The organism is Kribbella koreensis (assembly GCF_039525325.1).
GTDB lineage: Bacteria > Actinomycetota > Actinomycetes > Propionibacteriales > Kribbellaceae > Kribbella > Kribbella koreensis.
This window is the reverse complement of sequence record NZ_BAAAHK010000002.1, coordinates 22,153-47,755: the sequence shown is the minus strand read 5'-3', so window position 1 is coordinate 47,755 and position 25,603 is coordinate 22,153. Positions and strand designations below refer to the sequence as shown.

23 protein-coding genes and 2 tRNA genes are annotated in these 25,603 nt (G+C 64.8%); 7 read left to right on the top strand and 18 right to left on the bottom strand.

Going from position 1 to position 25,603, the window contains the following annotated elements:
- The first annotated feature begins 150 nt into the window (after nucleotides 1–150).
- From ABD116_RS41765 to ABD116_RS02475, 3 genes are read left to right on the top strand one after another with little or no spacing between them, the layout of a single operon-like run.
- Complete coding sequence (locus ABD116_RS41765; protein ID WP_425552049.1) at nucleotides 151–1,098, top strand: sugar-transfer associated ATP-grasp domain-containing protein; 948 nt, start codon at nucleotides 151–153, stop codon at nucleotides 1,096–1,098.
- Nucleotides 1,095–2,108 (top strand): hypothetical protein, encoded by a 1,014-nt coding sequence (locus ABD116_RS41760; RefSeq protein ID WP_425552045.1) that lies wholly within the window; start codon nucleotides 1,095–1,097, stop codon nucleotides 2,106–2,108. The genes ABD116_RS41765 and ABD116_RS41760 overlap by 4 nt, the downstream gene beginning before the upstream one ends.
- Nucleotides 2,109–2,159: 51 nt before the next feature.
- A complete protein-coding gene (locus ABD116_RS02475; RefSeq protein WP_343964320.1) occupies nucleotides 2,160–2,633 on the top strand; it encodes a hypothetical protein in 474 nt (157 codons plus the stop codon).
- Here the strand turns inward: ABD116_RS02475 and ABD116_RS02470 are convergent.
- The 4 genes from ABD116_RS02470 to ABD116_RS02455 form a co-directional block, all read right to left on the bottom strand.
- A complete protein-coding gene (locus ABD116_RS02470; RefSeq protein ID WP_343964318.1) occupies nucleotides 2,630–4,009 on the bottom strand; it encodes an FAD-dependent oxidoreductase in 1,380 nt (459 codons plus the stop codon). The genes ABD116_RS02475 and ABD116_RS02470 overlap by 4 nt on opposite strands.
- Complete coding sequence (locus tag ABD116_RS02465; RefSeq protein WP_343964316.1) at nucleotides 4,006–4,830, bottom strand: hypothetical protein; 825 nt, start codon at nucleotides 4,828–4,830, stop codon at nucleotides 4,006–4,008. Before ABD116_RS02465 ends, ABD116_RS02470 begins: the two co-directional genes overlap by 4 nt.
- Before the next feature lie 1,606 nt (nucleotides 4,831–6,436).
- Nucleotides 6,437–6,510: transfer RNA gene (locus tag ABD116_RS02460), tRNA-Met, on the bottom strand.
- Between the two features lie 170 nt (nucleotides 6,511–6,680).
- Nucleotides 6,681–6,757: transfer RNA gene (locus ABD116_RS02455), tRNA-Met, on the bottom strand.
- 106 nt (nucleotides 6,758–6,863) lie between these two features.
- Here ABD116_RS02455 and ABD116_RS02450 point away from each other — a divergent pair.
- Both ABD116_RS02450 and ABD116_RS02445 read left to right on the top strand, forming a co-directional pair.
- Nucleotides 6,864–7,829 carry a GNAT family N-acetyltransferase gene (locus ABD116_RS02450; protein ID WP_343964314.1) on the top strand — a complete coding sequence of 322 codons (966 nt, stop codon included), beginning with the start codon at nucleotides 6,864–6,866 and terminating at the stop codon, nucleotides 7,827–7,829.
- A 199-nt stretch (nucleotides 7,830–8,028) separates the two neighbouring features.
- The gene (locus ABD116_RS02445; protein WP_343964312.1) at nucleotides 8,029–9,048 is read left to right on the top strand and encodes a hypothetical protein; all 1,020 of its coding nucleotides are present in this window, start codon (nucleotides 8,029–8,031) and stop codon (nucleotides 9,046–9,048) included.
- Between the two features lie 71 nt (nucleotides 9,049–9,119).
- Here ABD116_RS02445 and ABD116_RS02440 read toward each other — a convergent pair whose 3' ends face one another.
- The 6 genes from ABD116_RS02440 to ABD116_RS02415 all read right to left on the bottom strand — a co-directional run bounded on the left by ABD116_RS02440 (nucleotide 9,120) and on the right by ABD116_RS02415 (nucleotide 15,140).
- Complete coding sequence (locus tag ABD116_RS02440) at nucleotides 9,120–9,698, bottom strand: hypothetical protein (protein WP_343964310.1); 579 nt, start codon at nucleotides 9,696–9,698, stop codon at nucleotides 9,120–9,122.
- A 150-nt stretch (nucleotides 9,699–9,848) separates the two neighbouring features.
- On the bottom strand, nucleotides 9,849–12,818 hold the full coding sequence (locus ABD116_RS02435) for a UPF0182 family membrane protein (RefSeq protein WP_343964308.1): 2,970 nt from the start codon (nucleotides 12,816–12,818) through the stop codon (nucleotides 9,849–9,851).
- Complete coding sequence (locus tag ABD116_RS02430) at nucleotides 12,815–13,423, bottom strand: PPA1309 family protein (protein ID WP_343964306.1); 609 nt, start codon at nucleotides 13,421–13,423, stop codon at nucleotides 12,815–12,817. Before ABD116_RS02430 ends, ABD116_RS02435 begins: the two co-directional genes overlap by 4 nt.
- Nucleotides 13,411–14,448, bottom strand: coding sequence for a YlbL family protein (locus ABD116_RS02425; protein WP_343964304.1), 1,038 nt, complete (start codon nucleotides 14,446–14,448; stop codon nucleotides 13,411–13,413). The genes ABD116_RS02430 and ABD116_RS02425 overlap by 13 nt, the downstream gene beginning before the upstream one ends.
- Nucleotides 14,445–14,684: a hypothetical protein gene (locus ABD116_RS02420; protein WP_328327667.1), complete on the bottom strand. Its 240-nt coding sequence runs from the start codon at nucleotides 14,682–14,684 to the stop codon at nucleotides 14,445–14,447. The genes ABD116_RS02425 and ABD116_RS02420 overlap by 4 nt, the downstream gene beginning before the upstream one ends.
- Before the next feature lie 30 nt (nucleotides 14,685–14,714).
- The gene (locus ABD116_RS02415) at nucleotides 14,715–15,140 is read right to left on the bottom strand and encodes a molybdenum cofactor biosynthesis protein MoaE (protein WP_343964301.1); all 426 of its coding nucleotides are present in this window, start codon (nucleotides 15,138–15,140) and stop codon (nucleotides 14,715–14,717) included.
- Nucleotides 15,141–15,299: 159 nt separating this feature from the next.
- Here ABD116_RS02415 and ABD116_RS02410 point away from each other — a divergent pair, with 159 nt between their 5' ends.
- Complete coding sequence (locus ABD116_RS02410) at nucleotides 15,300–16,610, top strand: zinc-dependent metalloprotease (protein ID WP_343964299.1); 1,311 nt, start codon at nucleotides 15,300–15,302, stop codon at nucleotides 16,608–16,610.
- Complete coding sequence (locus tag ABD116_RS02405; protein WP_343964297.1) at nucleotides 16,607–17,146, top strand: NUDIX hydrolase; 540 nt, start codon at nucleotides 16,607–16,609, stop codon at nucleotides 17,144–17,146. Before ABD116_RS02410 ends, ABD116_RS02405 begins: the two co-directional genes overlap by 4 nt.
- Before the next feature lie 444 nt (nucleotides 17,147–17,590).
- On the opposite strand, the gene ABD116_RS02400 is transcribed toward ABD116_RS02405, so the two are convergent.
- The 8 genes from ABD116_RS02400 to ABD116_RS02365 are packed head-to-tail and all read right to left on the bottom strand — an operon-like array spanning nucleotide 17,591 to nucleotide 25,584.
- Nucleotides 17,591–18,202 carry a DUF2064 domain-containing protein gene (locus tag ABD116_RS02400; protein ID WP_343964295.1) on the bottom strand — a complete coding sequence of 204 codons (612 nt, stop codon included), beginning with the start codon at nucleotides 18,200–18,202 and terminating at the stop codon, nucleotides 17,591–17,593.
- Between the two features lie 23 nt (nucleotides 18,203–18,225).
- Nucleotides 18,226–18,864: a response regulator transcription factor gene (locus tag ABD116_RS02395; RefSeq protein ID WP_343964293.1), complete on the bottom strand. Its 639-nt coding sequence runs from the start codon at nucleotides 18,862–18,864 to the stop codon at nucleotides 18,226–18,228.
- 53 nt (nucleotides 18,865–18,917) lie between these two features.
- Nucleotides 18,918–20,903: a hypothetical protein gene (locus ABD116_RS02390; protein ID WP_343964291.1), complete on the bottom strand. Its 1,986-nt coding sequence runs from the start codon at nucleotides 20,901–20,903 to the stop codon at nucleotides 18,918–18,920.
- Nucleotides 20,900–21,532: a PulJ/GspJ family protein gene (locus ABD116_RS02385; RefSeq protein ID WP_343964289.1), complete on the bottom strand. Its 633-nt coding sequence runs from the start codon at nucleotides 21,530–21,532 to the stop codon at nucleotides 20,900–20,902. The genes ABD116_RS02390 and ABD116_RS02385 overlap by 4 nt, the downstream gene beginning before the upstream one ends.
- On the bottom strand, nucleotides 21,523–21,966 hold the full coding sequence (locus tag ABD116_RS02380; protein WP_343964287.1) for a type IV pilus modification PilV family protein: 444 nt from the start codon (nucleotides 21,964–21,966) through the stop codon (nucleotides 21,523–21,525). The genes ABD116_RS02385 and ABD116_RS02380 overlap by 10 nt, the downstream gene beginning before the upstream one ends.
- Nucleotides 21,966–23,171 (bottom strand): type II secretion system F family protein, encoded by a 1,206-nt coding sequence (locus tag ABD116_RS02375; RefSeq protein WP_343964285.1) that lies wholly within the window; start codon nucleotides 23,169–23,171, stop codon nucleotides 21,966–21,968. The genes ABD116_RS02380 and ABD116_RS02375 overlap by 1 nt, the downstream gene beginning before the upstream one ends.
- Complete coding sequence (locus ABD116_RS02370) at nucleotides 23,168–24,493, bottom strand: GspE/PulE family protein (RefSeq protein WP_343964283.1); 1,326 nt, start codon at nucleotides 24,491–24,493, stop codon at nucleotides 23,168–23,170. Before ABD116_RS02370 ends, ABD116_RS02375 begins: the two co-directional genes overlap by 4 nt.
- Nucleotides 24,490–25,584: a type IV pilus twitching motility protein PilT gene (locus ABD116_RS02365; RefSeq protein ID WP_343964281.1), complete on the bottom strand. Its 1,095-nt coding sequence runs from the start codon at nucleotides 25,582–25,584 to the stop codon at nucleotides 24,490–24,492. Before ABD116_RS02365 ends, ABD116_RS02370 begins: the two co-directional genes overlap by 4 nt.
- Between the last annotated feature and the right edge of the window lie 19 nt (nucleotides 25,585–25,603).

Below are 25,603 nucleotides of genomic sequence, written 5' to 3'. Positions count from 1 at the left end.
ATCTCTGACAGCGCCCCTCCAATACCCGATGAGTTGCGCGATATTGGCGGCGCCGACCAGGCAAAGAGAATTCGAAACCTTCCATGGTTTTTGCGGGAGGCCTACTACCGTTATCTTGCAGTAAAGATATCACTCGACGAGGACCATAAAATGTCTCGTAGCGTTGGTCACCTCGCACGACAAACATTCCTAGGGATACTGTATGCCCACTCTTCTCGGGACGAGCTATATCAGGGCACCACCCGAGGACTCACGCGCCCCAGCAACAAGATCGGCCATTACTTGGAATACGCGCGACGGTTCGAGTATCGCGAGCTCTGTAGCTCTCCCGAGGCTCTCTCACTGCTTGACAATAAGCTCCGAACCAAACAAGTGGCAGATCTGGCTCGTATACCGACTACTCGCCTGGTCGGTGTATCCAGTCTTGGCCGCCTTTGGAACGTCGATAGCGGTACATTCGCCGAAATCCGACGCCCGACCGAATTCTTACAGCACGTTCCCGCAAGCTCAAGCCTGTTATCCAAGCCGATCAACTCTAGATGGGGTCAAGGCGTTCAGATCAGCAGCCGCGACACGCTAAGGCAGAATGCGACTCAAGCAGCGAGCGCATCTCCTACGATGATCGAGGTCCGCGAGAAGTCAGCATTCTCTCGGACCTTCCCCGGGCCAGTTCCGACACTCAGAGTAATGACCTACAGTCCACGATCCACTACCGCAGCCGATGTCGAGGTTCTCGGCTGTGTCCTGCGCTTCGGTCGGCAAGATGCCATTGTGGATAACATGTCATCTGGTGGAGCGGTCTTCCATGTCAACCGGCAAACGGGCATGATCACAGGAGGAATAGACGCGAACATGCAGCCAACGAACATATCTGCGCCGGCCCGCATTCCTCCCGACCTGATTGCGGAGGCGATCAGCATGAGTATATCGATGCATATGAGGGTGCCCGGCTTAGGCAGCGCAGGGTGGGATGTCGGGCTAACTACACGGGGGCCTCTTCTGATCGAAGGCAATGGAGATTGGGGAATCGAGCTACTACAGGCGGTCGAGAAACGCAGCATGCGCCTAACGATGAGGCCAGCTCGGCGGCTTCCGTGATATCAATCTTGCGCCACGACCTTTCCGATGTTGTCTATCGTTTGGCCGACGATGTTGCCTCGCTCGAGGTCCACCGTGACGGAGTCAGCAAACATGTAGCCCTATGGATAGACGAACCCAGCACTCGTAACAGGGTCTCGGTAGCTCGCGCATGCTCGGACCTCAACTTTAAAATACTTGATAGCTCGCCGTCCTCCGGTCTCTCAATCGCGAAGGGTGAATCGCTCCAGGATACCTTTATGGTGCTGAGCAGATATACTGACCTATTCGCAATCCGAACACGAGTTGTTTCACTGCCACTGCGGATCTACGCGTGGACCGGCCTTCCGGTCCTAAATCTCGGAGACGGCTGGAACGAGCACCCTTCTCAGGCGCTTTCGACGCTCATCGCCATGCACCAATCTGACATTGCGTCCGATAAGGCGACAGTAGCAATATATGGAGACTTTGACCGCTCCAGAACTGTTCGTTCGGTTGCGCTCGGCGTTGCTTCACTGGGCGGCACGGTGATCCTTGTGGATCCAGCCTTTGTCAACGCTCCGCGTTTGGCCAGTCTGCCATCCGAGCTCGGACTCCCAGGCTCGATCTCCGTGGCCGCGGACATAAGCAAGGTAGAAGCCGATATGCTTTACGTATGCCGGCCCCAGAGAGAGCGATGGAACTCTAGCCAAGCATCTCCGCCACCATTGCGGGTTCAAGAAGTCGCGCGTTTTAAGATGGTTCTTCATCCGCTGCCACGGGGCGAGGAGTTGAGTACTGACGCATGGGAGTTCATACGCGAACAAGCACTGAACCATGTCACTCGCTCCTATTTAACGAGAAGAGCGCTGCTAGCCGCGCTGATGTCTGGAGCCTTGGCCAGCTCTGATGAGGAGCGATATCAACCTAATCTGCCTACCAACGCGCGTTGTTCCGCCGATGACTGCACTTTTCGAGATGGCTGCCTTGCTACACTGAGACTCGCCAGTGGCACGCTCTGCTGCTCAGGATGCTTTGCACCCTGTGCATAAACATCTCATAGTCATGCTGGACCGATAGTGTTGCACGACAGGAGGCACTCCATGCCCGATGAGAAGTGGTCCACGGACGAAGCTATAGACCGAGCATACGACGATTTCATTTCACGGGTGCCAGATTTCGTGGAGCCGTACGCCCATGGAATAGGTCTGATACGGCCTTCGTCTGCAGCATGGTTTCCGCTCGTAAATGTCGCCGAGCAGATGCTGCCGGCCATAGTGGTTTCGTCGATCGTAGCTCATTCTAAGGGAACAGAAGCAATTTTGATCACACCGACGCAACTGATCGAAGCCATTTCAGCGCTTAGCCCGGCGGAGTCTCATCCAACTCTCAAGCACGTCAACCTTGCGGCATGGCGCAGACTCGTTGCAGTTGCTCAGGAGTCGGACTGCGAATTGCGGGCAGTTTTCCTGGATCAAGAAGAAGATACTTTGCCAGAATATTTAAGTACAGCATTCATGTGCGCGCTCGCCAGGCGCCGGGAAGAAAAGAATGCCACCAGTGCGTGCGAGGGCTAAAGTACCGTATTGCATCCAAAGCCGGCACGCAGTCCAAGCACCGTCCCTGCGAGCAGACCCGCGCCACCAGGATAGTTCTCGCTGAAGATTCCACCAACTGCTTCTCCAGCTGCGAATAGCCCGGGAATTTTCTGACCGTCTTCGTCCAGTATATTCGCTTGTCGATCGACCTGCAGGCCTCCGAATGTAAACGTCAAGCCGCACGCTACCTTCAGACCGAGGAAAGGCGGCATTGTTGAGCCATAAGAAAGTCCCCAGTGTTTCAACGACGCACTTTCCTGGATCGCGTCCGCAAAGGCACGGGTTAGAGAATAGCGCGGTAAACCAAACGAAGCCTCCAAGTCCTCCAATGAGTCACCATGGACGACAGTAGAGTCTTTTCGGTAGCCCTCATGAAGCTTACCGATTTCATTTCCGGCAAATACTTGCAGAGCCCATTTGCCGGGCTGTTCCAAAATGCTGCGGCCAAGTTTGGCATAGGTCAAATTCCCTACCGCCGACCTTTCATCCACGAACCGCTGTCCATTCCGGTTCACCATAACTCCAAGCGGGTACATATAGCGCGTAGCCGCCTGAGCCTCCGCGATCTGCCCGGGCAGCCGATATGGTGGTGCGTCATAGGCATAAGGCACCGCGTGGCATCCCGTCCAGTTTCCAGCTTTCGCTGCGCCTATTGCGTGGACTGAGCGCGACACTGTTCCGTCGTTATACCGTACTCCTCTCAAGCGCACTCCCTCCCAGGAGGACCCAAGAGCCCGAGAAATTTCCTGCTGATTCGCCTGAAAGCCACCGCTAGCAATGACGACCGCGTTGAATCTCCGGGAGGTGCGCCCCCTGGCGACAGTCCAGCCGGCGGCTGATCGTCTGAGCGTTTCGATCTTCGTCGCGTACCTGAACTCGATGCCAAGTTTCTCGGCAATGGTGAAATTATGATGTTGCATCGCCGCCCCGCCGCCATGTAGGTCGAGCGGCAGAGCACCTTCAAGACAGCTTGAGGTGGGAGTCCACTGATGACCTATGCGTCGCAGCCAACGCATGGCCTTGTCGCCGTCCGAGATGATTGAAGAGACAAGCGCTTCGTCTACTCCGTCCCCTGAGATTCCCAACCAGTCTCTCAAGTACTGCTCTTTCGTGTATGGGGCGGCGCGTCTTACTAACTCTGGGTCCTTACGTTCAGCTTGACCTAGATAGTAGAACAGTTCGACGGAGTCCGAGTAGGGAAAGCGGATATTCTTTGTAAGGGAACTATTGCCGCCTCGTAGGCCTTTGGGAGCCGCTTCGAAGACCGTTACTTGCGCTCCTTGGAGCCTCGCGGATATTGCCGCCGTCATACCTGCATGGCCTCCGCCTATAATCGCGACACTGATGTTCTTCATGATTGGCCTACTGTAGCCCAAGAAAATACTCGCAGCTCACCTGATCTTCCTTTATTGTCGATCGAGCCAGTGATCAGTGGCTCGATCGACAAGGGTGCAGAGTCGAGCCACTCCTTTACTCTTCGTATCTCCGGATCCGCAGGTCCGGAGATAAAGAGGACTGGCTGGGCGAACTTATGCCACCAGGGGAGATTGCGATCGTCTTTTATCACTGACCACCCGTCGGCCGTATTAATTAGACGCATCATCTTCTCCTGATCCCCTTGCTCGACCCGCACCGGCGCCGTGCTATCTGCCACACTGCCGCCTCCGACGGAATACAAATTGGTTCTCGATAGCAGATGTTCAGGGATAGACAGGGCACCTATGCGGACGCACTGATTCTTGTAGACCGACTCCAGGTCCCATACGGTCGCGCCTCGTCGATCTCCGGGCGAGGATTGGCGCCTCGCCGCCTCGCGAGCGAAGGCCAGGTCCAGGTCATGAAATGTTGAGTTGGGTACGCTCGGGTCAGCCAGTGGATCAATTAGACCTGCAGCGAGGTGGGGAGGTACCCAAGAGCGAGGGCGAGTGCCAAATGTTAATTGATGGGCAATGGCCGCTGGCGCAACCGATCTTCCAGGAACATGAACCTCGGTAATTTTCGGCTCACGGCCGTCGAGGAACATGAAGTCAATTGCAACCAGGAAGGTGTGTTTGGTCCGCGACGGCAGTGCGATGCTCTCCAGTTCCAAGAAGCCGCGTAACGCCATAAAACAGGAATTTGCATAATCCAAAGATACTTTCGGCGTTTCGAGTTCGGTGTCGGTGTCAACTAGCACCTCGTAATGCTCGATGCCCGACTGTTTCGTCGACTCTCGCGCCTCACCAATTGATACATCGCATCCTCGAACATCGCTCCACCAGTCCAAGGGTTCGTGTGACGCCTCACGGGAATAGCGAAGCTGGACGGGCGCAACCCCTCCCTTGCGGCCCGTATGGTGACCTAAGTGGAGACTCAAGATTAGGGACCGCGCATACCGCAGTTGCCTATGGGTGGACGAGTTGTCCGGGCGATTTGCTAGTTCCAGATGATGGCCGGCGGGCCTCTTGGTCAGGTCATCTAGAACCAAGCAAATTGGAGGCCTTTCTTGCAGGAAGGATCTGACGGCCACTTTCCATCGGTCTGGTTCGCCAAATGTCGACAGAGGTAAGCTCGCATATCGTTGAGTAGAGAATCGCCACGAGGCCTTGTCTGAAATCTGCAGTTCTATCAACTTTATCTATTCTCCATTTCAGAGCCTCGATCTTGCATTTGGTCGCTGCGATGGGCTTGATTTGCGCCTCCTCTGTCTGCCCGTCAGACCTCTTCGTGGCTTACCATCTATAGCCAGCAGGGATGCCTGCCCGTGACCAGCATTGGCGGTAAGCCAAACGCTTGATATGCGGGCGCTTGCGCCTTGGCTTCTGCGCTGCAGGCTAGTCGTTGCCCTATATTGTCTCATTCAGCACACAATCAGAAGGGGTCATGCATTTCTACGGCCGACGTCTCATACGCCTGATCTACATCCCGTTCGACACTCGGGACGGACAGAGATCGAAATTGCTAGAAGAGGCCGGAGGGTGTCACCATCGAGATCAACAGAACCAGAGTCCCGTAAGACACACGGAGGCTTCCGGCTCAGCGTAGCCTCCGAGTTCTTCCTCCGGGCCGTGGATTTCCCCTTACGCTCCGGTCGGCCGCGGGCACAAGGTCCGGGCCCACTGACGTCAAGCGTTGTCTAGACCGGTACGGGTCGGAGGCTCACCGTCGGTTTCCCAGCGATTACCAGGAGGGCCGTCCCCGAACAGCCAGGGCGAAGGAGATCTCACCCACTGCTTCGGCTGTCCGCTATCTGACATAGTTCGTCGACCAGATGAACTATGAGTGGGTGGACTTCGGCAAGAGTTATCCGGACCACGACTACCTGATGACTGGGCGATTGGCCGACCGATGCCCTCAAAAGACGAGGGCCGCTCAGATCGGTAGCCTGCGACTGGGCGACCGAGGGATAGTTCTTTCGCAGGCGGAAGAGGGATCATCGCGGCGCCATAAGTTGCGGCCTGACTTTAGTGCCCGACGCTCTGGGGCTTCGCGACGGATGCACCAACGCCCGGACAGCGGATGGGAACAGGCTCTGAGTGGGGCGAGGCACGGGCTGAGCCTGTTGTCAGCGTTGGGCGGTTGCATTGGTCAGGCCGGTGGCGAGGAGCGGTGACGGGCAATTGGAGGTGGTTGCGAGCTAGGGCGCTCGCCGATCAGGGGCTCTCGCAGCAGCGCGATGAGGGAAGCGGATACCACGGGGTGGGCGGGAACCTGCGACGCAGTAGCGAGCGAGCTGCAGGCGCCACGAAAGACAGGGCCTACGCGAACGAAGGCCCGGACCAATGGTCCGGGCCTTCTATCAGTAGCGGGGGCAGGATTTGAACCTGCGACCTCTGGGTTATGAGCCCAGCGAGCTACCGAGCTGCTCCACCCCGCGCCGCTGTCTTACGAGTACAAGTCTAGGTCATGGCTGTTGAGGGTCCAAATCGGGGTGCCGGTCTGCAGGCGGGCCGCGAGCTTGGCGGGTGGTGCCGTGAGGGGCAGCTTGGGTAGATCGTGAATGACGAAGGCCCTCCGGATGAGTTGCCTCGTCCGAAGGGCCTTCTTTGGTAGCGGGGGCAGGATTTGAACCTGCGACCTCTGGGTTATGAGCCCAGCGAGCTACCGAGCTGCTCCACCCCGCGCCGCCTTGCTGTGTTCAGATTAGGGGATCTGGGCTGAGAGTCCAAATCGGGGGCGGGGAAGGAAAAGGTGTGTCGTGGACGGTGGGGTGCGGCGTAGCGTTTCGGTATGAGCAATGGGGTGGTTCGGGAGTTCCAGAGTGGGGATCTGGGGGCGGCTGCGCGGTTGCTGGCTGAGCGGCAAGGCCGGCATCGGGTCCGGCATCCGTTGTTGCCGGCGGAGTATGAGGATCCGAAGGTTGCGCTGGTCGAGGTGACTGCCGCCTGGGAGACCGAGGGTGCGTCGGGAGCCGTGCTGGTGGAGGGCGGGGAGGTCACCGGATATTTGCTGGGGGCCCCTAAGAGTTCGCCGGTATGGGGCGAGAACGTTTGGGTGGAGCGGGCGGGGCATGCGGTAAGGGAACCCGAGAAGGTTCGGGATCTCTACGCTGTCGCGGCAACGAAGTGGGTGGCGGACGGGAAGACAGCTCAGTACGCGTTGGTGCCTGATGATCCGGAGTTGGTGGATGCCTGGTTCCGGTTGGGGTTCGGGGGGCAGCATGCGCATGCGGTGATGCCGGCGCCGAGCGAGCCGTTGCCGCCGCGGCCGGGGGTGACGGTGCGGCGGGCTGGGCGTGGGGATATCCGGGTGCTGGCTGAGCTGGATCTTGTATTGCCTCGGCATCAGGGGTTGGCGCCGACGTTCAGTTCCGGGGAGATGCCGACGCTCGAGGAGGCGCTTGCGGACTGGGAGGAGTCGATCGACGACCAGGACTACGCCACCTTTGTTGCTGAGAGCAACGGGAAGGTGATCGGGTCGTCGATCGGGTGCTCGCTGGAGAAGTCGAGTGCGCACAGCGGACTGGCGCAGCCTGACAACGCAGGTTTCCTTGCCTATGCGGCAGTGTTCCCGGAGGCTCGTGGCGCGGGGGCCGGAAGGGCGCTGGGCGAGGCAGTGATCAACTGGGCTGCGGGAGTCGGCTACACCTCCGTGGTGACGGACTGGCGGGTGACGAATCTGCTCTCGTCCAGGGCCTGGCCGCGGCTCGGATTCGCGCAGACATTCCATCGTCTGCATCGGCTGATCGGGCACTGATCAAGCCATCGTTTGCATCGCGCAACGACAGCCGCCTAATCAAACGCTCTGTACACAAGGGCTTACGGTGAGCTATTGCCAATCGCTGATTGCGCATGTTTGCATTCCCCCAGTAATCGTTCCTAAGGATCGTTTCCTTAAAGGGGGGAATCCGATGCCACGTCCGTCTTTGCTTGCCCGCCTCCTAGCATGTGTGTTGATGCTGGCGGGGGCCCTCACGATCATCCAGCCCGCGAACGCCGCCGTCCCGGACCGCAAGGCCTGGGTGCTGTGGAACCAGACCGCGAGCACCGTCATCCCGACCGGCACCTGGCCTGCGCCCAGCAGCGTCATCCCGGTGGCCTTCGGCCGGTACCAACTCAAGTTCCCCGGACAGGGTGCGCCCGGTGGGGTCGTGCACGTCACGGCGATCAACAACGCGCCGCACTGGTGCCAGGCCGAGAACTGGTTCCAGTCCGGGCCGGACGAGATCGTCAACATCCGCTGCTACCGCGTCGGCGGTGCGCTCGACGTGACGAGCTTCAGCGCGTTCTTCGTCAGTGCGTCCGGCGGCCCGGCGCCAGGTCTGTTCGGGTACGTCGATTCGCAACCGAACGGCGCACTCGTCAGCACGTACAACTCCGCCGGTGCTCCGAATACCTCGACGCCGCTCGGTGTCGGGCAATGGCAGGTGAAGTTCCCCGGGCTGGTGGCCGGCGGGACTCTCGACGGCAGTCTGCAAGCCACTGCCGTCAACCCGCAGCAAGGCGCGCGCTGCAAGGTCCGCGTCTGGAGCTCCAGCGGTGCGGGTCAGGACGTGAGGGTGCTCTGCTTCGACGCCGGCGGCGCCTTGCTGAACACGCGGTTCACGCTCACCTACCAGTACAAGGCCTCCCTGTACGGAGCTGCCGTCCCGCCGAAGTACTTCGGCTTCTTCCTCAACCAGCCGCCGGCCGGTCCGCCGAGCACCAACATGAACTCGGTCCTCGGGCTCGGTGCGAACACGATCCTGCCGGCTGGTGTCGGATTGTCGATGGTGACGTTCCCGAAGATCGCCTTCACCCAGAACACGGTTCAGGTGACCGCGTACGGGTCCAACTCGAACTTCTGCGGGTTGAACACGTTCTGGACCAACAGCACCTCGGGTCCGGACCTGATCGTGCGGGACGTCAACTGCTTCACCAACGCCGGAGCACTGGTGAACACCGGCTTCACGGTCAGCGCGAACTCGATCCTGTGAGCTGACAACAGCCGCTGACGCGAGGGCTGTGGGCCCACACCGGCAACGCTCGGTGTGGGCCCTGTGCCCTGTCAGGCGGTGTCCTCCGGGTGGAAGCCCATTGCTGTGGCGAGCAGGTCGTCGTCGGTGAAACGGGTGCGGTCGATCGAGACCTCGGCGGCGATTCCTGGCGAGACGAAGAAGAAGACCTGGTCATCGGCGCGGTAGCCGCCGTAGCCGGCGACGTCGATCGCGGTCAGCTCCCAGGTTGCCGGGTCGTGCTCGTGGTACTCGGTCAGGAAGGTGCGCAGGGACTCGAGGTCGATGATTTTCTCGCCGCGGATGGTCTTGACGGTGAGGTCGACCTTGGTGGCGCCCTCGGGGTCCGGGCCGGTCTCCCAGACCCGGCTGTGGAAGACGACCTCCTCCCACTCGTACTCGAAGTCGCTCGGCGTGCCGATGCCGCCGGGCAGGTGGTCGATGGCGAATCCGTCCAAGATGCACGCCCTCTGCTGGGTCGATGGGGTCGTCCGGTGCAGGCCGGACGGTGTCGCTGGTGCCACTGCGTTGGCCGCGGCGGTCGGGAGCAGAACAGTCACTGCGGCCGCGCCGCCGATCACGATACGGCGGGTGGCGGGGCGGACGGCGGACCAGGACAACGAAAACGACATAGCTGCCTCCTCAGACGAAGTGCGGGGTTCCTTGTCAGAGAAGGTGCCGCGGGTTTGGCCGGAAGCCGGAGTGAGTTTGTTGCCTGTGGAAAAGCAGATCCGGCCGGCGACACCTTGGGTGTCGCCGGCCGGATCAAGAAACGCGGGGAGTCAGCCCGTTGGAGAACTCGGTGGGCTGGTCGGGGTCGTGGGGGTTGAAGGAGTGCCTGACGGTGGGACTGTCGGGTTGGTGACCGGGGCGTTGCCGGCGGCTACCGCTCTGTCGAGGGCGGCCTTCACGAGGTCGAGTTGCTTCTGGTACTCGCCCAGGTTTCCGGTCTTCAGGGCTGCCTGGGCCGCGTTCCACGCGGTCTGGGCCTCCGCCAGTGCCTGCTTCACCGTCTGGTTGGCCGGTGGGGTCGTCGGCGTCTCGCCCGGCGGTTTCTCGCCGGTGTCGACGTTGGCGTTGAAGACCTTGTCGAGGGCTTCCTTCAGAGTCGTGCCGTAGGCGACCCGGTCACCGAAGCCGACCAGCACGTACCGGAGGACCGGATAGCTGCCCTGACCGCTCGTCCGCGACGAGTAGACCGGCTGCACATAGAGCAGACCACCACCCAGTGGCAGCGTCAGCAGGTTGCCGAACTGGGCTCTGGCGCCGCTGGACGGCTGGTTGATCGGCAGCAGCGCCAACCGGATGCTCTCGTCGGTCTGGAACTTGTTCGAGACCTGCCCAGGTCCGGGTATCTGTACGTTGCCAGGCAGCTTCAAGATCCGGAACTGCCCGTAGTCCGGCGACGAGGCCTCGGAATCGACCGCCAGGAAGCCGGTCAGGTTCTCCCGGTTCGCGTTCGGCACGTAGACCGAGGTCAGCGAGAACTTCGTGTCGGTCTGGTCCGGCATCCGCAGCGACAGGTAGAACGGCGGCTGGTCCGGCGTCGGCGAGTCCGAACCGCCGGGGCTGACGGTCGGGTCGGCCGGCACCCGCCACAGGTCGCTGTTCTGGTACCAGGTCGTCGAGTCGGTGACGTGGTACTTCGCGAGCAGGTCGCGCTGCACCTTGAACATGTCCTCGGGGTAGCGCAGGTGCGACATCAGCGCGGGCGAGATGTCCGAGCGCGGCTTGACCGTGTTCGGGAAGGCCTTCATCCAGGTCTTCAGCAGCGGGTCGCTCTCGTCCCACGCGTACAGGTCGACCGAACCGTCATAAGCGTTGACGACGGCCTTGACCGAGTTGCGGATGTAGTTGATCTCCTCGCTCGGCTGCGAAGCGACCGTGCCACGACCGGTGGTGGTGTCACGGGTGCTGTCGTCCAGCGCGACCTTCTGCGAGTACGGGTAGTTGCCCGAGGTGGTGTAGCCGTCGACGATCCAGACCACCTGGCCGTCGACGATGGCCGGGTACGGGTCGCCGTCCAGGGTCAGCCACGGAGCGGCCTTCTGGACCCGCTCGCGCGGGCCGCGGTCGTACAGGATCTTGGAGTCGCTGTTCACCCGGCTGGACAGCAGGATGTTCGCGTCGCGGAACTTGGTGGCGTAGAGCAACTTGTTGCCGAACGAGCCGAGCGAGACGCCGCCCTTGCCCTCGTACGTGTTCAGCGTGGGCGGGCCACCGTCCTTGCCCTCCGGCGTGTCCAGCTCGACCGCGGAGGAGCCCTTCGGGCCACCGACGATCGAGTAGTTCGGGGACTGCTCGCCGAAGTAGATCCGCGGCTCGTAGTCGCCCAGCTGTCCCTCGGGCGGCAGGTCCTGCTCGGACCAGACCGGCGTACCGTCCGACTTGCGCTGGTTGCCGTTCGCGGCGACGACGCCGTAGCCGTGGGTGTAGACCGTGTGGTCGTTGTTCCAGTTGCGCTGGCCGGCCGGCAGCCGGTCGATCTCGACCTCGCGGACCGCGATGACGGTGTCGCGGACCTCCTTGCCGATCTTGTACCGGTCGACGTCCAGGTCCGTCGGGAAGGCGTAGAAACCACGGACCTGCTGGAGCTGCTCGAAGGTCGGCCCGACGACGCTCGGGTCGATCAGCCGGATGCCCGGCAGGACACCGGCGTCAGCGACCAGCTGCTCCGACGTCGCCTGGGTCTTGGCCTCGTAGTTGATGACCTTGGTCTTCTCCAGGCCGTAGGCCGCTCGGGTCGCCTCGATGTTCTTGGTGATGTACGACGCTTCCTTCACCGGCTCGCTCGGACGCACCCGCAACTGCTGCAGGGCAGCCGGCCAGAGCGCACCGAGCAGGATCGCCGACAGCACCAGTACTACGGTGCCGACGCCCGGCAGCAGCCAGGTCTTGCGGACCACATTGGCGAAGAAGAGCCCGGCACAGATCACCGCGATGACGGCCAGGATCTCCTTGCTGGGCAGGACCGCGTTGTCCCCGGTGTAGGAGATACCGGTGAAGAGTCTGCTGTCGGAGGTCGCGAGCCCGAAGCGGTCGAGCCAGTAGCTGAACGCCTTCAGCAGGACCAGCAGGCCGAGCAGCACCGAGAACTGCACCTGCGCGGCACCGGAGGCCTTCTGCCCCTTCGCCGACGGGCGGAAGCCGCCGTACAGGTAGTGCGTGATGATCGCGGCGACGAGCGACAGCAGGACGATCGAGTAGCCGAAGCCGAGCAGGACGCGCAGCCACGGGTAGTCGAAGACGAAGAACGAGATGTCCTTGCCGAAGTGCTTGTCGGCGACACCGAACGGGGTCCGGTTGCGCCAGGCCAGGAAGACCTTCCACTCCCCCGACGCGGCTGAGCCGCCGAAGACCAGCATCAGGGTGGCGAGCACGCCGATGGCGATCTTGCCGCGTTGCTGCAGCAGGTCGCCGTACCGCTCGAAGCCCGGGCTGGGCGACGGCGCGAGGGCGACCCGCGGCCGGGTCCGGAAGGCGACGATCACGTTCGCCACCACGGCGGCGGCCATCAGCAGGCCGACCACGACGAACAACAGCACCCGGGTGCCGAGCACGGTGCCGAACACCGACCCGAGGTCGAGAGACCGGTACCAGAGTCGCTGGGTCCACACGTCGGTGAAGACGCTGAACAGGATGAGCAGCACGATCAGGGTGGCGATCGTGGGCAGCAGAGCCCGCGGGCGCTGGCCGGGCGTACGCCGCGACCGCCTCGGCTCCTCCGGCATGTCGTAGACGCCGTCACTCATGGCAGCTTCTCCTCGTTGTCACTCGTACCGCCGAGCACAGAGCCGGGACCGCCCGCGGTCGTCGGCTCGAATGTCAATGACAGTACTTGGCAAAGCGTAGGGACCAAGTCGACGCCGGTGAGTACCGCGCTGTCCTCGTCGTGAGTACGCAACCGGACGGCGCCGAACCGGTCCCCGTCCCGCAGGACCGCGGCCACCATCCGTACTTCGTGACGCCGCGGATCCGATCCCGCCAGGCGGGCCAGTTCGGCATCGGTGTCAGCGCCCGTCTCGGCCGACGCCGGCAACACGATCCGCTCGACCGCGACGGCGCAACCACTGACGCCGTCCGGCCACTCGATCCGGGCCAGCGCGTCGGCAAGGTGCTCGTCGTCGCCACCGGGCAGCTCGCCTTGAGCGACCGGGGTGAGCGGCTGGGACGCGTCGTCCGCACCCAGCTCGGCGGCCAGCTGCGGCTCAGCCGCGAGCAGCTCGGCGGTCGGGACCAACGCGAACAGCTGCGCCGGCTGATCCCAGCCCGCGCTGCTGACGTGCCGCTCGATCTCGATCACCGCCCGGCCGAGCGCGTCCGAAGGGATGGTGCTGTCAGGGCCTACTTCGTGCATGCCGGGACGTCTCCAGTTCCACTGGCCAGTGCTTTCAATGCGCCGATCGCCTCGTGCAGGGTGGTGATCTTCACCAGGCGGATGCCGTCCACGCCTGCGTGCAGGGCGGCTTCACAGTTCGGTTCGGGGACCAGGAAGACGGTGGCGCCGTCGTTCTTGGCGCCGGCGATCTTCTGCTGGATGCCGCCGATCGCGCCGACCTGGCCGAGTGCGTCGATGGTGCCGGTTCCCGCGACGTGCTTGCCTGCCAGCAGGTCGCCGTCGGTCAGCTTGTCGTAGATGGCCAGCGCGAACGCAGTACCGGCGCTCGGCCCGCCGATGTCCTGGCCGAGGTTCACCGTCACCTTGACCGGCGACTCGACGCCGATCGTGATGCCGACCATCGGCCGGGTCTTGTCGCCCGGGGTCGCGGCGGTCTTCAGGACGACCGTCTGCTCCTTGCCACCGCGGCTGATCAGGAAGCTGACGTCCTCGCCGACCTTGTGCTTGCGGACCAGCTCGCCGACCTGCGGGACCTGGGTCGGCGTGGTGCCGTCGACCTTCAGCACGATGTCGCCGGGCTTGAGCTTGCCGTCGGCGGGGCTCTTCTCCGAGACCGTCGAGACCTTCGGCTTGAACGGCACGCCGGCCTCTTGCAGGGCGGCCGCGACGGCGCTGTCCTGCGAGCCGGTCATCTCGGCGGTGTTCTGCTGCTCGACCTCGTCGGCGCTCTGCTCCGGCGGGTAGATGATGTCGCGCGGGAACAGGTCGTGGTGCGGGTCGAGCCAGTTGCGCATCGCCTGCGGCAGGGTCAGCTCACGGTCCGGCGAGGTGACGCTGACCGTGGTGAGGTCCAGCTCGCCGGTGGTCGGGAAGGTCTCGTGGCCGGTGATCTCGATCACCGGCTTGCCCTTCGCCTCGCCCAGGGTGTTCTTCACCGGCCCCGGGCTGAAGGACACGAACGGCACCGGGAAGACGGTGACCAGCCCGAGAGTGAGGAGGAGCACGACGATCGAGGTGACCAGCGTGGCGGTACGACGTGTCACGAACCCTGCCCTGCGATCTTGAGTTTCCGGAAGAGACCGCGCAGCCCACGGCGCGGCTCGGGGGTGGATCGAGGACTGGGTGCTGCCACCGCCTCGTTGAAGCGGCGGAAGTCCTCCACCGACGCGAAGGCGCCCGAGGACCGGCGGGGGCCGCGACTCCGCCCGCGCCAAGCCGCCCAGCACATCGCCAGGGCGGTGGCGACCAGCGGGAACGCCAGCCACGCCAAGACCTTCATCCGGCCACCTTCATGCGCCCAGCGTACGGGTCAGCAAGCGCCGACCCACTCGCTCGCACCGTCTGCGAAGCGCTGCTGTTTCCAAATCGGGACCTCAGCCTTGAGCTCGTCGATCAGCTGACGGCAGGCGGCGAAGGCGACATCGCGGTGTGCCGCGGCCACGGCGACGATGACAGCGATGTCCCCGACGGCCAGTACGCCGGTGCGGTGCACGGCGGCCAGGGCGGTCACGGCCGGGTTCTCGCAGACCCGTTCGGCGACCACGCGGAGGTGCTTGAGCGCTTCCGGGTGGGCCTCGTAGGTCAGCTCCTCGACCGCGAGATTGTGGTCGTGGTTGCGGACGGTACCGAGGAACAGCGCCGTACCGCCGGCTGTGGGGTCGGCGATCGCGGCCAGCACCTCGTCGCTGGACAGCGCGGTGTCGCGGATGTCCAGCAGCCTGATGGTCTCGGTCATGATCGGTCCTTACTCTCTGCGCGCACCATACTGTCTACATCGTCGCACCAGCGCGTGCCGCCGCGTGACCAAGGTAATCCGTTCGCCTACGGAGGAACGGAACCGGGGAACCAGTACGTTGGAGTAGTACGCCCCACCTGCACAGGAAGGCCCACTCCGATGAGCGACGAACCGGACAACCCGTTCAAGGGAACTCCGTTCGAGGCCATGTTCCAGCAGTTCTCCGGTGCGGCCGGCCCTGGCGGCGCTGACGGCGTAGACCTGAACGCGATCTTCGCGCAGGTCCAGCAGCTGCTCAGCGGTTCGGGCGACGGCAAGCCGGTGAACTGGGACCTGGCCAAGGACATCGCCCGCAAGACCGTTTCTGCAGCCGGCGACCGCTCGGTCACCCCGGCGGACAACGAGCGGGTCGCGGACGCAGTACGGCTGGCAGAGCACTGGCTGGACCCAGCGACCACGCTGCCCGAGGCATCGGCCACGTCAGCGGCCTGGAGCCGGGCGGAGTGGGTGGAGAACACCCTGCCGGTCTGGCAGACCGTCGTGGACCCAGTCGCCGAGCACGTTGCCGGTGCGATGGGCGGCGCGCTTCCCGCGGAGGCCCAGCAGATGGCCGGGCCGATGGGCGGCATGCTCCGACAGCTGGGCGGCTCGATCTTCGGTGCCCAGGTCGGGCAGGCACTGGGTGAGCTCGCCGGCGAGGTGGTCAGCTCCTCCGACATCGGCCTGCCGCTAGGCCCGGCCGGCCAGGCAGTACTGATCCCGGACAACGTGGCGAAGTTCGCCGAGGGGCTGGGGCTCACCGACGAGGACGTACGCCTGTACCTAGCCCTGCGCGAGTGCGCGCACCAGCGGCTGTTCGCCGGGGTGCCGTGGCTGCGCCAGCACCTGTTCGCCGCGGTCGGCGACTACGCGTCGGGGATCGAGGTCGACAGCGGCAAGATCGAGCGCGCGATGTCCGAGATCGACCCGCAGAACCCCGAGGCGATCCAGGAGGCTCTCCAGGGTGGCCTGTTCGAGCCCGAGGACTCCGAGGCGCAGAAGGCGGCACTGGTCCGGCTCGAGACGGCGCTAGCGCTGGTCGAGGGCTGGGTCGACGATGTCGTCCGCGAGGCGACGAAGGACCGGATGCCTTCCGCAGTGCAGCTTGCCGAGACCGTACGCCGCCGTCGCGCGGCCGGGGGTCCGGCGGAGCAGACCTTCGCCACCCTGGTCGGGCTGCAGCTCCGGCCGCGGCGACTGCGGGACGCAGCGAACCTGTGGGCCGCAGTGCGGGATGCCCGCGGAGTGGATGGGCGCGACGAGTTGTGGTCGCACCCGGACCTGCTGCCGAGCGCTTCCGACCTGGACGATCCGATCGGGTTCGCCCAGCACGCGGGCGAGCTGGCCGACATCGACATCTCCGACTTCCTGGGCGAGGAGGACGGCGGGGCTCCTCAGGACAAGGGCGGCTCGGGTCCCGACGACAAGTGAGCTTGCACGCTGATGCGACCGCAGTACTGACCGGCTGGGATCCACCGGATGCCGAGCAGGCGGAGCTGCGGGAGCACTATCTGAAGTACCTGGCCGGGCATGAGGACGGGATGTGGCGCTCGTCGCGTCCGGAGCACCTGACGGCAAGCGCGCTGGTCGTGGACGCTGCCGCGCCCAGGGTGTTGCTGACGTTGCACGGGCTGGTGAACCGGTGGCTGCAGCTCGGCGGGCACTGCGAGCCGGGCGACACGACGCTGGCAGGCGCTGCGTTGCGTGAAGCAACCGAGGAGTCCGGCCTGACCGGGTTGCGGATCGATCCGCGACCGCTGCAGTTGTCACGCCACGAGATCACGGCCGGCGGCTGCCGGGGGACGTTCCACCTGGACGTTCAGTTCCGGGTGACTGCTGCGGCGGGCACGGCGTACGTGGTGAGCGACGAGTCGCACGATCTGGCCTGGTTCGCGGCCGGCGAGCTGCCGGGCGGAATCGACCAGACCGTTTCCGACTTGGTCGCGCGGGCCTACCCGATCAGCTAGCTGCCTGCGGACCGACGCTGCCCGAAACCGCCAGTGGTGGGCTCGGACACCTAACGGCGACCGTGAACACGTAATAGCGTGTTCACGCCCGCCACAAGGTGTTCAAGGTCCCGGCGATTGGCTGGCTGGCGGCCGGGCGCTCGTTGGCCACATTTCCTGGTAGCGAGGTGACGCGAAGCGTCACGAGCCGGACGAGCGCCGGCCTGGCTGGGGTGAATCCCCGGCGTGCGGTTGAGCGAGGGTGTGCGGGCCGGTCCCTGTAGGCCGGCCCGCACACGTCTGTCTGGGTGTGGGCCGTCGTCGCTCCCCCCTCCCCCGGCTGCCGGTAGCACCGCCCCTGAACGGCACCGACAGTCGGTTGCGACGACGGCCACTAGGTCCCCGTGGAAATCCCCCATGTCCCCGCTGCCTGGGAAAACGAGCCAATCGTCAGAAGGTGACGGCTCAAGCACCTCGGAGTAGAGATCTGGTCGCGTCCCAGCCTTCGAGGCCCGGATCCAGTCGCGCTAAGTCAGCATTCGATCGCAGACGGTGCCAGCCTGGGCCGACGCCGATCGCGTGGCGGCGGGGTTTGATGCTCTCCAGTTCCGCCAGTGGGGTGTCGAAGGTCGGCGCGGCCTCCGTGACCCAGGAGGCGGTCGGGATATTGACACCGATCGCGGCGAGCGAGCCGTCCTCTGCAGGCGTGACGGCCAAGTCGGCCGAGCCGAGTGCCCGGAACAGTTTGCCGATCAGGAGCCCGGGGAGATCCGGTACGTCGAAGCTGACGGCTACCACCGCCGCTGCAGGGCCGGCCTGCTCCACCGCGTCCAGCACGGGCCGCGTGGGGTCGACGGAGTACACGGGAGTACCAGGCCAAGTGAGCGCAGCCACCCCAGCCAGCGCAGAGTCATCGCCGCCCACAACAGCCACTGCGACGTCTACGCGATCAAGGGAAGCCAGTACTTCGTACGTGTCCTCCGCCAGCGCCAACCGCCAAGCGTCGGCCGTGCGTCCCGGCGGCGCCCAGGTGCCGGCTGCCGGAACGACTAATACGACTACGCGCCGGTCATCCACCGGCTGAGAGTAGCTCTCCGGGGCTACGACGACTCGAGCAGGCCGAGCTTCAGGGCGCGCATGATCGCCTGGGCCCGGTTGGAGGCTTCGAGCTTCTCGTAGAGCCGCGCCACGTAGGTCTTGGCCGTCGAGAGGCTGACGCAAAGGGACGTGGCTATCGCACGGACCGAGAGCCCCTGGCCGAGTAGTGAGAGCACCTCAGCCTCTCGGGGGCTCAGTAGCGGCGGTGCTGGGGGTTGGTCGCGCCTGGCCATCGCTGGACCCAGACCGGTCGCGGTGAAGCTGGTGGCGGCCACTGCCGCATGGCGGATCGCTGCGAGCACTTCCTCGATCGGTGCCGTGTTGGTGACGAAAGCGGAGACTCCTGATTCGAGCGCTTGGAAGAGGACGGCGTCCTGACCGTCGGAGGCGAGCAGGACGATGCCGAGCTCGGAGTACTGATCACGGATCTCGCGAGCGACCTGGAGGCCGTCGACGTCCGGTAGTACCGAGTCGAGAACCAGCACGTCGGGCCTGGTGGTCGCCACGATCGCCATCGCCTCCGCGCCGAGGCCGGACGCGCCGACGATCTCCAGGTCCGGCTCCTGCCCGGCCAGCCCGGTCAGGCCGAACCTGACCAGCGTGTGGCCGTCCACGACGACGACCTTGACCTGCTCACTCATTGCTTCTTCTCCCCCGGCCACCGATTGCACCCACGACTGCGTCTGAACTCCCATCAGCCGGGCCGCCACCAGCCGAGCACGGTCACCTTCCGCCGCCCGGCATCGGGCGACGAGGGATCGGCGTCGACGAGCCCGATCTTGGCTTGTAGTGCCGGTCGCCCGCTCGGCACGCAGACCAGCGCGCCCGGGCAGAGATAGACGGACAGGTGCAGCCCGAAGGTGAACCCGGGTGAAACGTCCGGCAAATCGATCGCCACACCACTGAGACTTCCCGTAATCGAAACCCGCAAAGCACGAATCACCACACCGGCTTCGATCAGTGGCCGATTTCCGCCGGTGGAGGTGAGGTCGAGCGCGGCTTCCGGGGCGTAGACGGTGCCGTTCACGGCAACGTTGCCGGAGATCAGGGCGCAGCCGGTGGCCGGGTACGGGCCGTCCGTCACGCAGCCGTTTCCCTTGCGGAACGAGGGTTCTCGGTAGTTGAGCTCGATCCGGATGGCATCGATGTCTTCGGTGTCGTCCTTGGCGGTGAGGCCGACGGTGAGCGCGATCGAGGCGCCGGTGAACGTTCCACCGTAGATCGCGCGCGCCAATTGGCCGGTCCGGGAGGCGTCGAGTGGAATCGTTGTCACCCCGTACGCCGATCCGCCTGGCCGGCCGGTCATCGATGCGGTGATCGGCGCGCCGGGGCCGACGTCGACCGAGAGGTCGAGTTTGTCGGTCGTCAGCGGGTCGCTGTGCCGATGGGTGATCTTCAAGTCGGCGGATTCGAGCACGGAGCCGACTGGGATCGCGCCGGCCTGGTTGTAGCCGCTCAAGGTCAGCCCAGCGCTCTCGCTCGCCACCGTGCTCTTCCAGCTGGCGGCGACACCGTCCTCCGTGCCCAGGCGCCCAGGGGTCGCCGACAAGCCGAACTTACTGAGCAAGCTGACCGCAGTCGGCTTCAGCACGTCGCTGCTGACGGTCTCCGAACCGCTGGTGAGTCCGTAAACAGCTATCGGTGGCCTACTGGCCGAGTAGGTGCCGCAGAGTTCGGCCTTCCCACCGTCGACTGCCAGTCGGCTGTTGCCGCCAAAGATGAACTGCACGCCGGCGGCTGCGCTGCCGGCGGAGGTGGGAGAGGCACAGGCACCGGGGATTGGGGCGGGGACCGGCGGGGCCGGGATGGCTGCTCCAGCTGCATTCACCGGGGCGCCGGCTACGAGGGTGCCGGCTGCCATCGTCCAGGTGTTGGTGCCGGTGAGCAGTGGGTTGGTGGTGTTGTGGAAGTCGAAGTAGTACGTGCCTGGCTTGAACCACCAGGTGCTGCCATGGCACGGGCTGGTGGTGGCCATCATCTGGGTCAGGGCGTCGGCGTCGTCGTAGTAGCCCGGGGTGAAGGTAACCAGCGAGTCGGGTGTGGTGCAGGGCGGTAACGAGCGGTGGGCGGGGACAGTGGTCACCGCGACGTCGTAGATCGGTGCCGATTGGATGGCGCCTCCTAGGCCGCAGAGGGGAGCTAGGACACCGGCCGAGCACAGGCCCCGAGCTGAGAGGGTGCCGCTGGCTGACAGGCTGCCGGCGGTGACGTCGATGCTGGAGTTGGAGAAGACCTTGCCGTGGATGCGGAAGGTGGAGGCGGCCGGCTGAGCTACAGAGATCGCTGCCTCGCCGGGGATGGTGCTGAGGGCGAGGATGGCGTTGTCCGGGCGGTTGCAGTCGGAGTCGGTCTGGCATTGGACCACTGCTTGCTTGGGATCCGGTTGGCACTTCACGGCAACAGGGTTGAGGCCGTCGAAGGCCAGCAGCGACAGCGTGTCCGAGAGCCCGAAGCAGTGCTGGCCTGCGTCGCCGTTGTAGGTGCTGTTGCGCAGGTTGTTGATCGCCGCCTGCATAGCGCCGTCAGCCGTGTACGACGAGGCTGCCTCCTTCCGCAGGCTCTCTGTCACCTTCTGCGCCGCGTCCGACCTCGTCAGGAGCGCAGACAACGCCAGTGCCACCACAGTGATCACCACGAGCACCATGAGCAGAGAGGAACCGCGCTCATCGCGGCGCCTCATGACTGTCTCCGTAGGCCGCTCAAGACGACGACCTGGTCGCCACTGGACGGTTTGGTCGCGGTGTACCGCAGGGTCACCGACAGCGGTGCGACTACCGCAGTACACGGTGTCGAGCAGCTCACGGACACGCTCCCGGGTTTGACGCTCTGGGACAGCCGGACATCCGACGACGGAGTGCTGGAGCCGACACACCTCGCTCGGTGCAGCTCGAGCACCCCGTCGACGGGCTGGAGGTAGTACGCGACCACGGCGGTACGGCGTACTGGTGGGACGACGGACAAGTCCCAGTCATCCGAGAGCAGGCGCAGGGCCGAGACGGGGGCCGGGCCGCAGGTCGTGCCGCCGGCGTCGTCGGCCGCGTCCAGCTGGATCGACGGCTTGAACGGCAGGGATCCCCCGCCGATCGCCGCACCGTAGTCCCGCACTCCGAACGCCGCAACGTCTCGCGCGAAGTAGACCGCGCCGAGCTGCTCGTCCTGCGACACGTCGAGCCGGTCCGAGGTCGCGCTCATCTCCTTGAGCGCGCTGATGACAAGGTCGGACAGCGCGAGGCCGACCACCCCCATCAACGTGATCGTGATCAACACCTCGATCAACGTGAAGCCCCGCTCGTCACGCTTCAGGAGCACGGCGGATCATCCACCCCACAAGACTTCCGGAGTACCACGTCCAGGTACTCCGAGGCGCGGCCGTCCGTACTGTCCACCTTGACCCGTAGCTTCTGAACCCCACGATCGGGAAGGCAAAGTGGCAGCCAGAGCGCGCCCGTCCAGTACAGGACCGACCCGGGAACGATCCGCGCGGTGAAACCAGTCGGCGGCGCGAAGCCCGGTACCACGTAGGACCCCGCGTTCGCGCACGCGACATAGTGGCCATCAGCAACGAACTGCTGGAGCGCCTCGGCGTAGTTGCGCACCGTGGACGACGCCGTCGCCTCCTTGCGCTGGACGTCGGACAGCAGCACGGTCGTGGTCAGCCCGGACATCACCGCCACGATCGCCACCCCCATCAACGCGATCGCGATCACCAGCTCGAGCAGGCTCTCGCCCCGTTGCCCACGCATCAGCCCTGCACCTGCCGGAAGACGCCGTACATCGCCGACACCAAGGCGATCGCCACGAATCCGACGACGACGCCCATCACGATGATCACCACCGGCTCGAACAGCCCGATCAGCTTCTTCAGCTTGTAGTCGAGCTCGCCCTCGTAGTACTGCGCCGTCACCTCCAGCTGCCGGTCGAGTGTCCCCGTCTCCTCCCCCACCCGCAGCATCTGAGCGGCCGTACCAGGGAACAAACCCGTCGCAGCCAACGGCCGCGCGAGCCCGTCCCCCGCGAGCATCGACGCCATCACCCCGGCCAAAGCACGCCGGAACACCCGGTTGGGCAGCGACCCGGTTGCGATCCGCAAGGCCTGCGGAAGTTGCACGCCGGCAGCAACCATCGACGACAGAATGCGGCAGAACCGCTCCACCAAAGCGAACCGAACCGTTGCCCCGATCACCGGCAACGCCAGGAACAACCGATCCCGCAGATACCGGCCGGGCGGCGTGCTCAGCACATAGACCAGCGTCAGAACCACCAGCCCGGTACCGATCATCAGCGCCCACCACCAGGCAGTGAGGAAGTCCGTCATCCCGAGCAGGATCCGTGTCGGCAGCGGCAACTCGGCGCCCAGGCTGTTGAAGAACTCCTTGAACCGGGGCAGCACGAAGCCGGCCAGCACCACCATCGTCACCAGCGACATCCCGGCCACCACCGACGGATAGATCAAGGCTTGCTTGATCCGCCGCCGCGCCTCCAGATCACGCTCCATGTAGCGCGCGAGCTGGGCCAGGACGGTATCGAGCCGGCCACTCAACTCGGCCGAGCGCAGGATCCCGCGGTAGTACTCCGGAAAGATCCGCGGATGCCGGTCGAAGCAGTCCGACAGCTTCTCGCCGTCGCGCAGCCCGTCCTCGACCTCGTACATCATCCGCCGCACGGTCAGGTTGTCCGACTCGCGCCCGAGGCTGTGCACCGATTCCGTCAACGGCATCCCGGCCGACACGAACGCGCCGAGCTGCCGGGTCAGGTGCATCACCTCCTCGCGTTTGACCCGCTTGGCGGTGAGCTCGATCTTCAGCAACCCGGGCTTCTCGGTCAGCCGGATGTTGCGCAGCTCGCGCTCGTAGAGGGCCAGCTCGGCGTCCTCGCGGGTGTCGGCGCGGGTAGTACCGTGCTTGGTCTTGCCGCTCGGCTGGATCGCGACGTAGGAGTATCGCGTCATTGCATCCCCACCGTGTAGATCGAGCGGACCACCTCGGCGACGGTCGTGACGCCGGCCTGGACCAGCCGCGCGCCTTCCTCCTGAAGCGTCCGCATCCCTTCGTAGCAAGCGGTTTTGCGGATCTCGGCGAGCGGCGCGCGTTCGACCACGAGCTCGCGGATCGCGTCGGTGACCGGCATCAGCTCGTACACGCCGGTACGTTCCAGGTAGCCGGTCCCGGCGCACTGCTCGCAGCCGACACCACGGACGAGGCCGCCCAACGGCACGGCAACCCCGGTCGTCCGCAGAAACGCGACCTCGGGCGGCGGCGGTTCGTAGTACGAGCGGCAGTTGAGGCAGATCCGCCGGATCAACCGCTGCGAGATCACCGCACTGACCGAGGAAGCGACCAGGAACGTCTCGATCCCCATGTCCAGCAGGCGATGCAGCGCCGTCGCGGTGTCGGTCGCGTGCACCGACGACAGCACGAAGTGCCCGGTCAGCGCGGACTGGACGGCGATCCGGGCCGTCTCGGCGTCGCGCATCTCGCCGACCAGGATCACGTCGGGGTCCTGCCGCAGGATCGACTTCAGCCCGGTGGCGAAGGTGATCCCGGCGGCCTCGTTGATCTGGATCTGGTTGATCGAGGCGTAGGAGTACTCGACCGGATCCTCGATCGTCATGATGTTGCGCTCAGGGGTGTCGATCTCGCTCAGCGAGCCGTACAGCGTCGTCGTCTTGCCACTCCCGGTCGGCCCGGCACAGATGACCATCCCGTACGGCGTACGCAGCAGCGTCGAGTAGCGCTCGGCCAGATCCGGCGGCATCCCCAGTTGCTCCAGCCGGAACAGCGGCCGGCTCTTGTCGAGCAACCGCAGTACCGCCTTCTCGCCACCGACCACGGCCGTCGTGGAGACGCGGATGTCGACGTCGCGCTCCTCGATCCGCATCCGGATCTGCCCGTCCTGCGACCGGCGGCGCTCGATGATGTTGAGATCGGCGAGCACCTTGATCCGGCTGACCACGGCCGGCCCGATCGCGCCCGGCAGCTCGATCTTGTCCCGCAACGCGCCGTCCACCCGGTACCTCACCCGCACCCGGTCGTCGTGCGGCTCGATGTGGATGTCGGAGGCGCGGTCGCGCAGGCCCTGCGTGATGATCAGCTGGACCACCTGGACGACCGGCGCGTCCTCGTTCTCGACAGCGACGTCATCGGGCGTCAGATGTCTTGCCTGGAACGCTTTCACCCGCTCGGCGACGCCGGCGAGCGCGTTCTGCTCCGGATACTGGTTGTCTGCGGCCTGCTGCGCCAGTGGCGCGGTTCCCCGTCCGCGATGTTTCATGGTCTGATTCCCACTCCTGCCCTCGGCCGGACTTCGAGTTCCTTGGGATGCGCGCAGCGCGAGACGGCATCGGCGTACGAGATCTCGCCGGCCTGGAGCAGCGCCGACAGCGACTGCTCGAGCGTGATCATGCCCTCGCGGCGGCCGGTGACGAGCGCGTTGCGCAGCTGGTGCGTCTTGCCTTCCTTGATCAGGTTGCGGATGCCCGGGTTGGCGATCATCACCTCGAAGGCGGCGACCATGCCGCCGCTCGTTCGGGGGATCAGGCGCTGGTGCACGACCCCGCTCAACGCGGCACTCAGCTGAACCCGTACCTGGGACTGCTGCTCGGCCGGGAAGACATCGATGATCCGGGCCAGCGACTGCGCGGTGTCGTTGGTGTGCAGGGTGGCGAAGACGAGGTGGCCGGTCTCGGCGATCGTCAGCGCGAACCGGATCGATTCCAGGTCGCGCATCTCGCCCACCAGCAAGACATCAGGGTCCTCCCGCAGCGCCGCGCGGAGGGCGTCCGGGAACGACGCCGTATCACTGCCCACTTCGCGCTGATTGACCGCCGAGCGGCGATGTTCGTGCACGTACTCGATCGGGTCCTCGATGGTGATGATGTGGCAGGCCCGGTCAGTGTTGATCTGGTGGATCACCGAGGCCAGCGTCGTCGACTTGCCCGAGCCGGTCGGGCCGGTGACCAGGACGAGCCCCTGGTGCAACTGGGCGAACTTGCCGATCGCCGCCGGCAGGCCGAGCTCCGACATGGTGGGGATGCTGCGCGGGATGATCCGCAGCGCGAGGGCGGTGTCACCTCGCTGGGTGAAAGCGTTCGCTCTGATCCGGGCGCTCTGCCGCCAGGAGAACGAGAAGTCGTGCTCGTACGTGGTCTGCCAGACGTTCGACCGGTGCGGGTTGAGCATCTCGGCCAGCAGGCTGTCGGTGTCGGTCCGGGTCAGCGGGGTGCGGTCGGCGACCGGGCGCAGTACGCCGTGAACGCGCAGCTGCGGCGCCATCCCCACTGTCAGAAGCAGGTCGGTGCCGCCGGCGTTCCAGAGTTCTTCGAGCAGCAGGTCCACCCGGCTGCCTGGCGCGGGGACTTTCATGGAATCCCTTCCGATCGAT

What these genes read in the sequence shown, in the direction of transcription:
- ABD116_RS41765 (WP_425552049.1), top strand. Translation starts at nt 151, where the DNA reads ATGTCTCGTAGCGTTGGTCACCTCGCACGACAAACATTCCTAGGGATA.
- ABD116_RS02475 (WP_343964320.1), top strand. Translation starts at nt 2,160, where the DNA reads ATGCCCGATGAGAAGTGGTCCACGGACGAAGCTATAGACCGAGCATAC.
- ABD116_RS02470 (WP_343964318.1), bottom strand. Translation starts at nt 4,009, where the DNA reads ATGAAGAACATCAGTGTCGCGATTATAGGCGGAGGCCATGCAGGTATG.
- ABD116_RS02450 (WP_343964314.1), top strand. Translation starts at nt 6,864, where the DNA reads ATGAGCAATGGGGTGGTTCGGGAGTTCCAGAGTGGGGATCTGGGGGCG.
- ABD116_RS02445 (WP_343964312.1), top strand. Translation starts at nt 8,029, where the DNA reads ATGCTGGCGGGGGCCCTCACGATCATCCAGCCCGCGAACGCCGCCGTC.
- ABD116_RS02440 (WP_343964310.1), bottom strand. Translation starts at nt 9,698, where the DNA reads ATGTCGTTTTCGTTGTCCTGGTCCGCCGTCCGCCCCGCCACCCGCCGT.
- ABD116_RS02435 (WP_343964308.1), bottom strand. Translation starts at nt 12,818, where the DNA reads ATGAGTGACGGCGTCTACGACATGCCGGAGGAGCCGAGGCGGTCGCGG.
- ABD116_RS02430 (WP_343964306.1), bottom strand. Translation starts at nt 13,423, where the DNA reads ATGCACGAAGTAGGCCCTGACAGCACCATCCCTTCGGACGCGCTCGGC.
- ABD116_RS02420 (WP_328327667.1), bottom strand. Translation starts at nt 14,684, where the DNA reads ATGAAGGTCTTGGCGTGGCTGGCGTTCCCGCTGGTCGCCACCGCCCTG.
- ABD116_RS02415 (WP_343964301.1), bottom strand. Translation starts at nt 15,140, where the DNA reads ATGACCGAGACCATCAGGCTGCTGGACATCCGCGACACCGCGCTGTCC.
- ABD116_RS02410 (WP_343964299.1), top strand. Translation starts at nt 15,300, where the DNA reads ATGAGCGACGAACCGGACAACCCGTTCAAGGGAACTCCGTTCGAGGCC.
- ABD116_RS02395 (WP_343964293.1), bottom strand. Translation starts at nt 18,864, where the DNA reads ATGAGTGAGCAGGTCAAGGTCGTCGTCGTGGACGGCCACACGCTGGTC.
- ABD116_RS02390 (WP_343964291.1), bottom strand. Translation starts at nt 20,903, where the DNA reads ATGAGGCGCCGCGATGAGCGCGGTTCCTCTCTGCTCATGGTGCTCGTG.
- ABD116_RS02380 (WP_343964287.1), bottom strand. Translation starts at nt 21,966, where the DNA reads ATGCGTGGGCAACGGGGCGAGAGCCTGCTCGAGCTGGTGATCGCGATC.
- ABD116_RS02375 (WP_343964285.1), bottom strand. Translation starts at nt 23,171, where the DNA reads ATGACGCGATACTCCTACGTCGCGATCCAGCCGAGCGGCAAGACCAAG.
- ABD116_RS02370 (WP_343964283.1), bottom strand. Translation starts at nt 24,493, where the DNA reads ATGAAACATCGCGGACGGGGAACCGCGCCACTGGCGCAGCAGGCCGCA.
- ABD116_RS02365 (WP_343964281.1), bottom strand. Translation starts at nt 25,584, where the DNA reads ATGAAAGTCCCCGCGCCAGGCAGCCGGGTGGACCTGCTGCTCGAAGAA.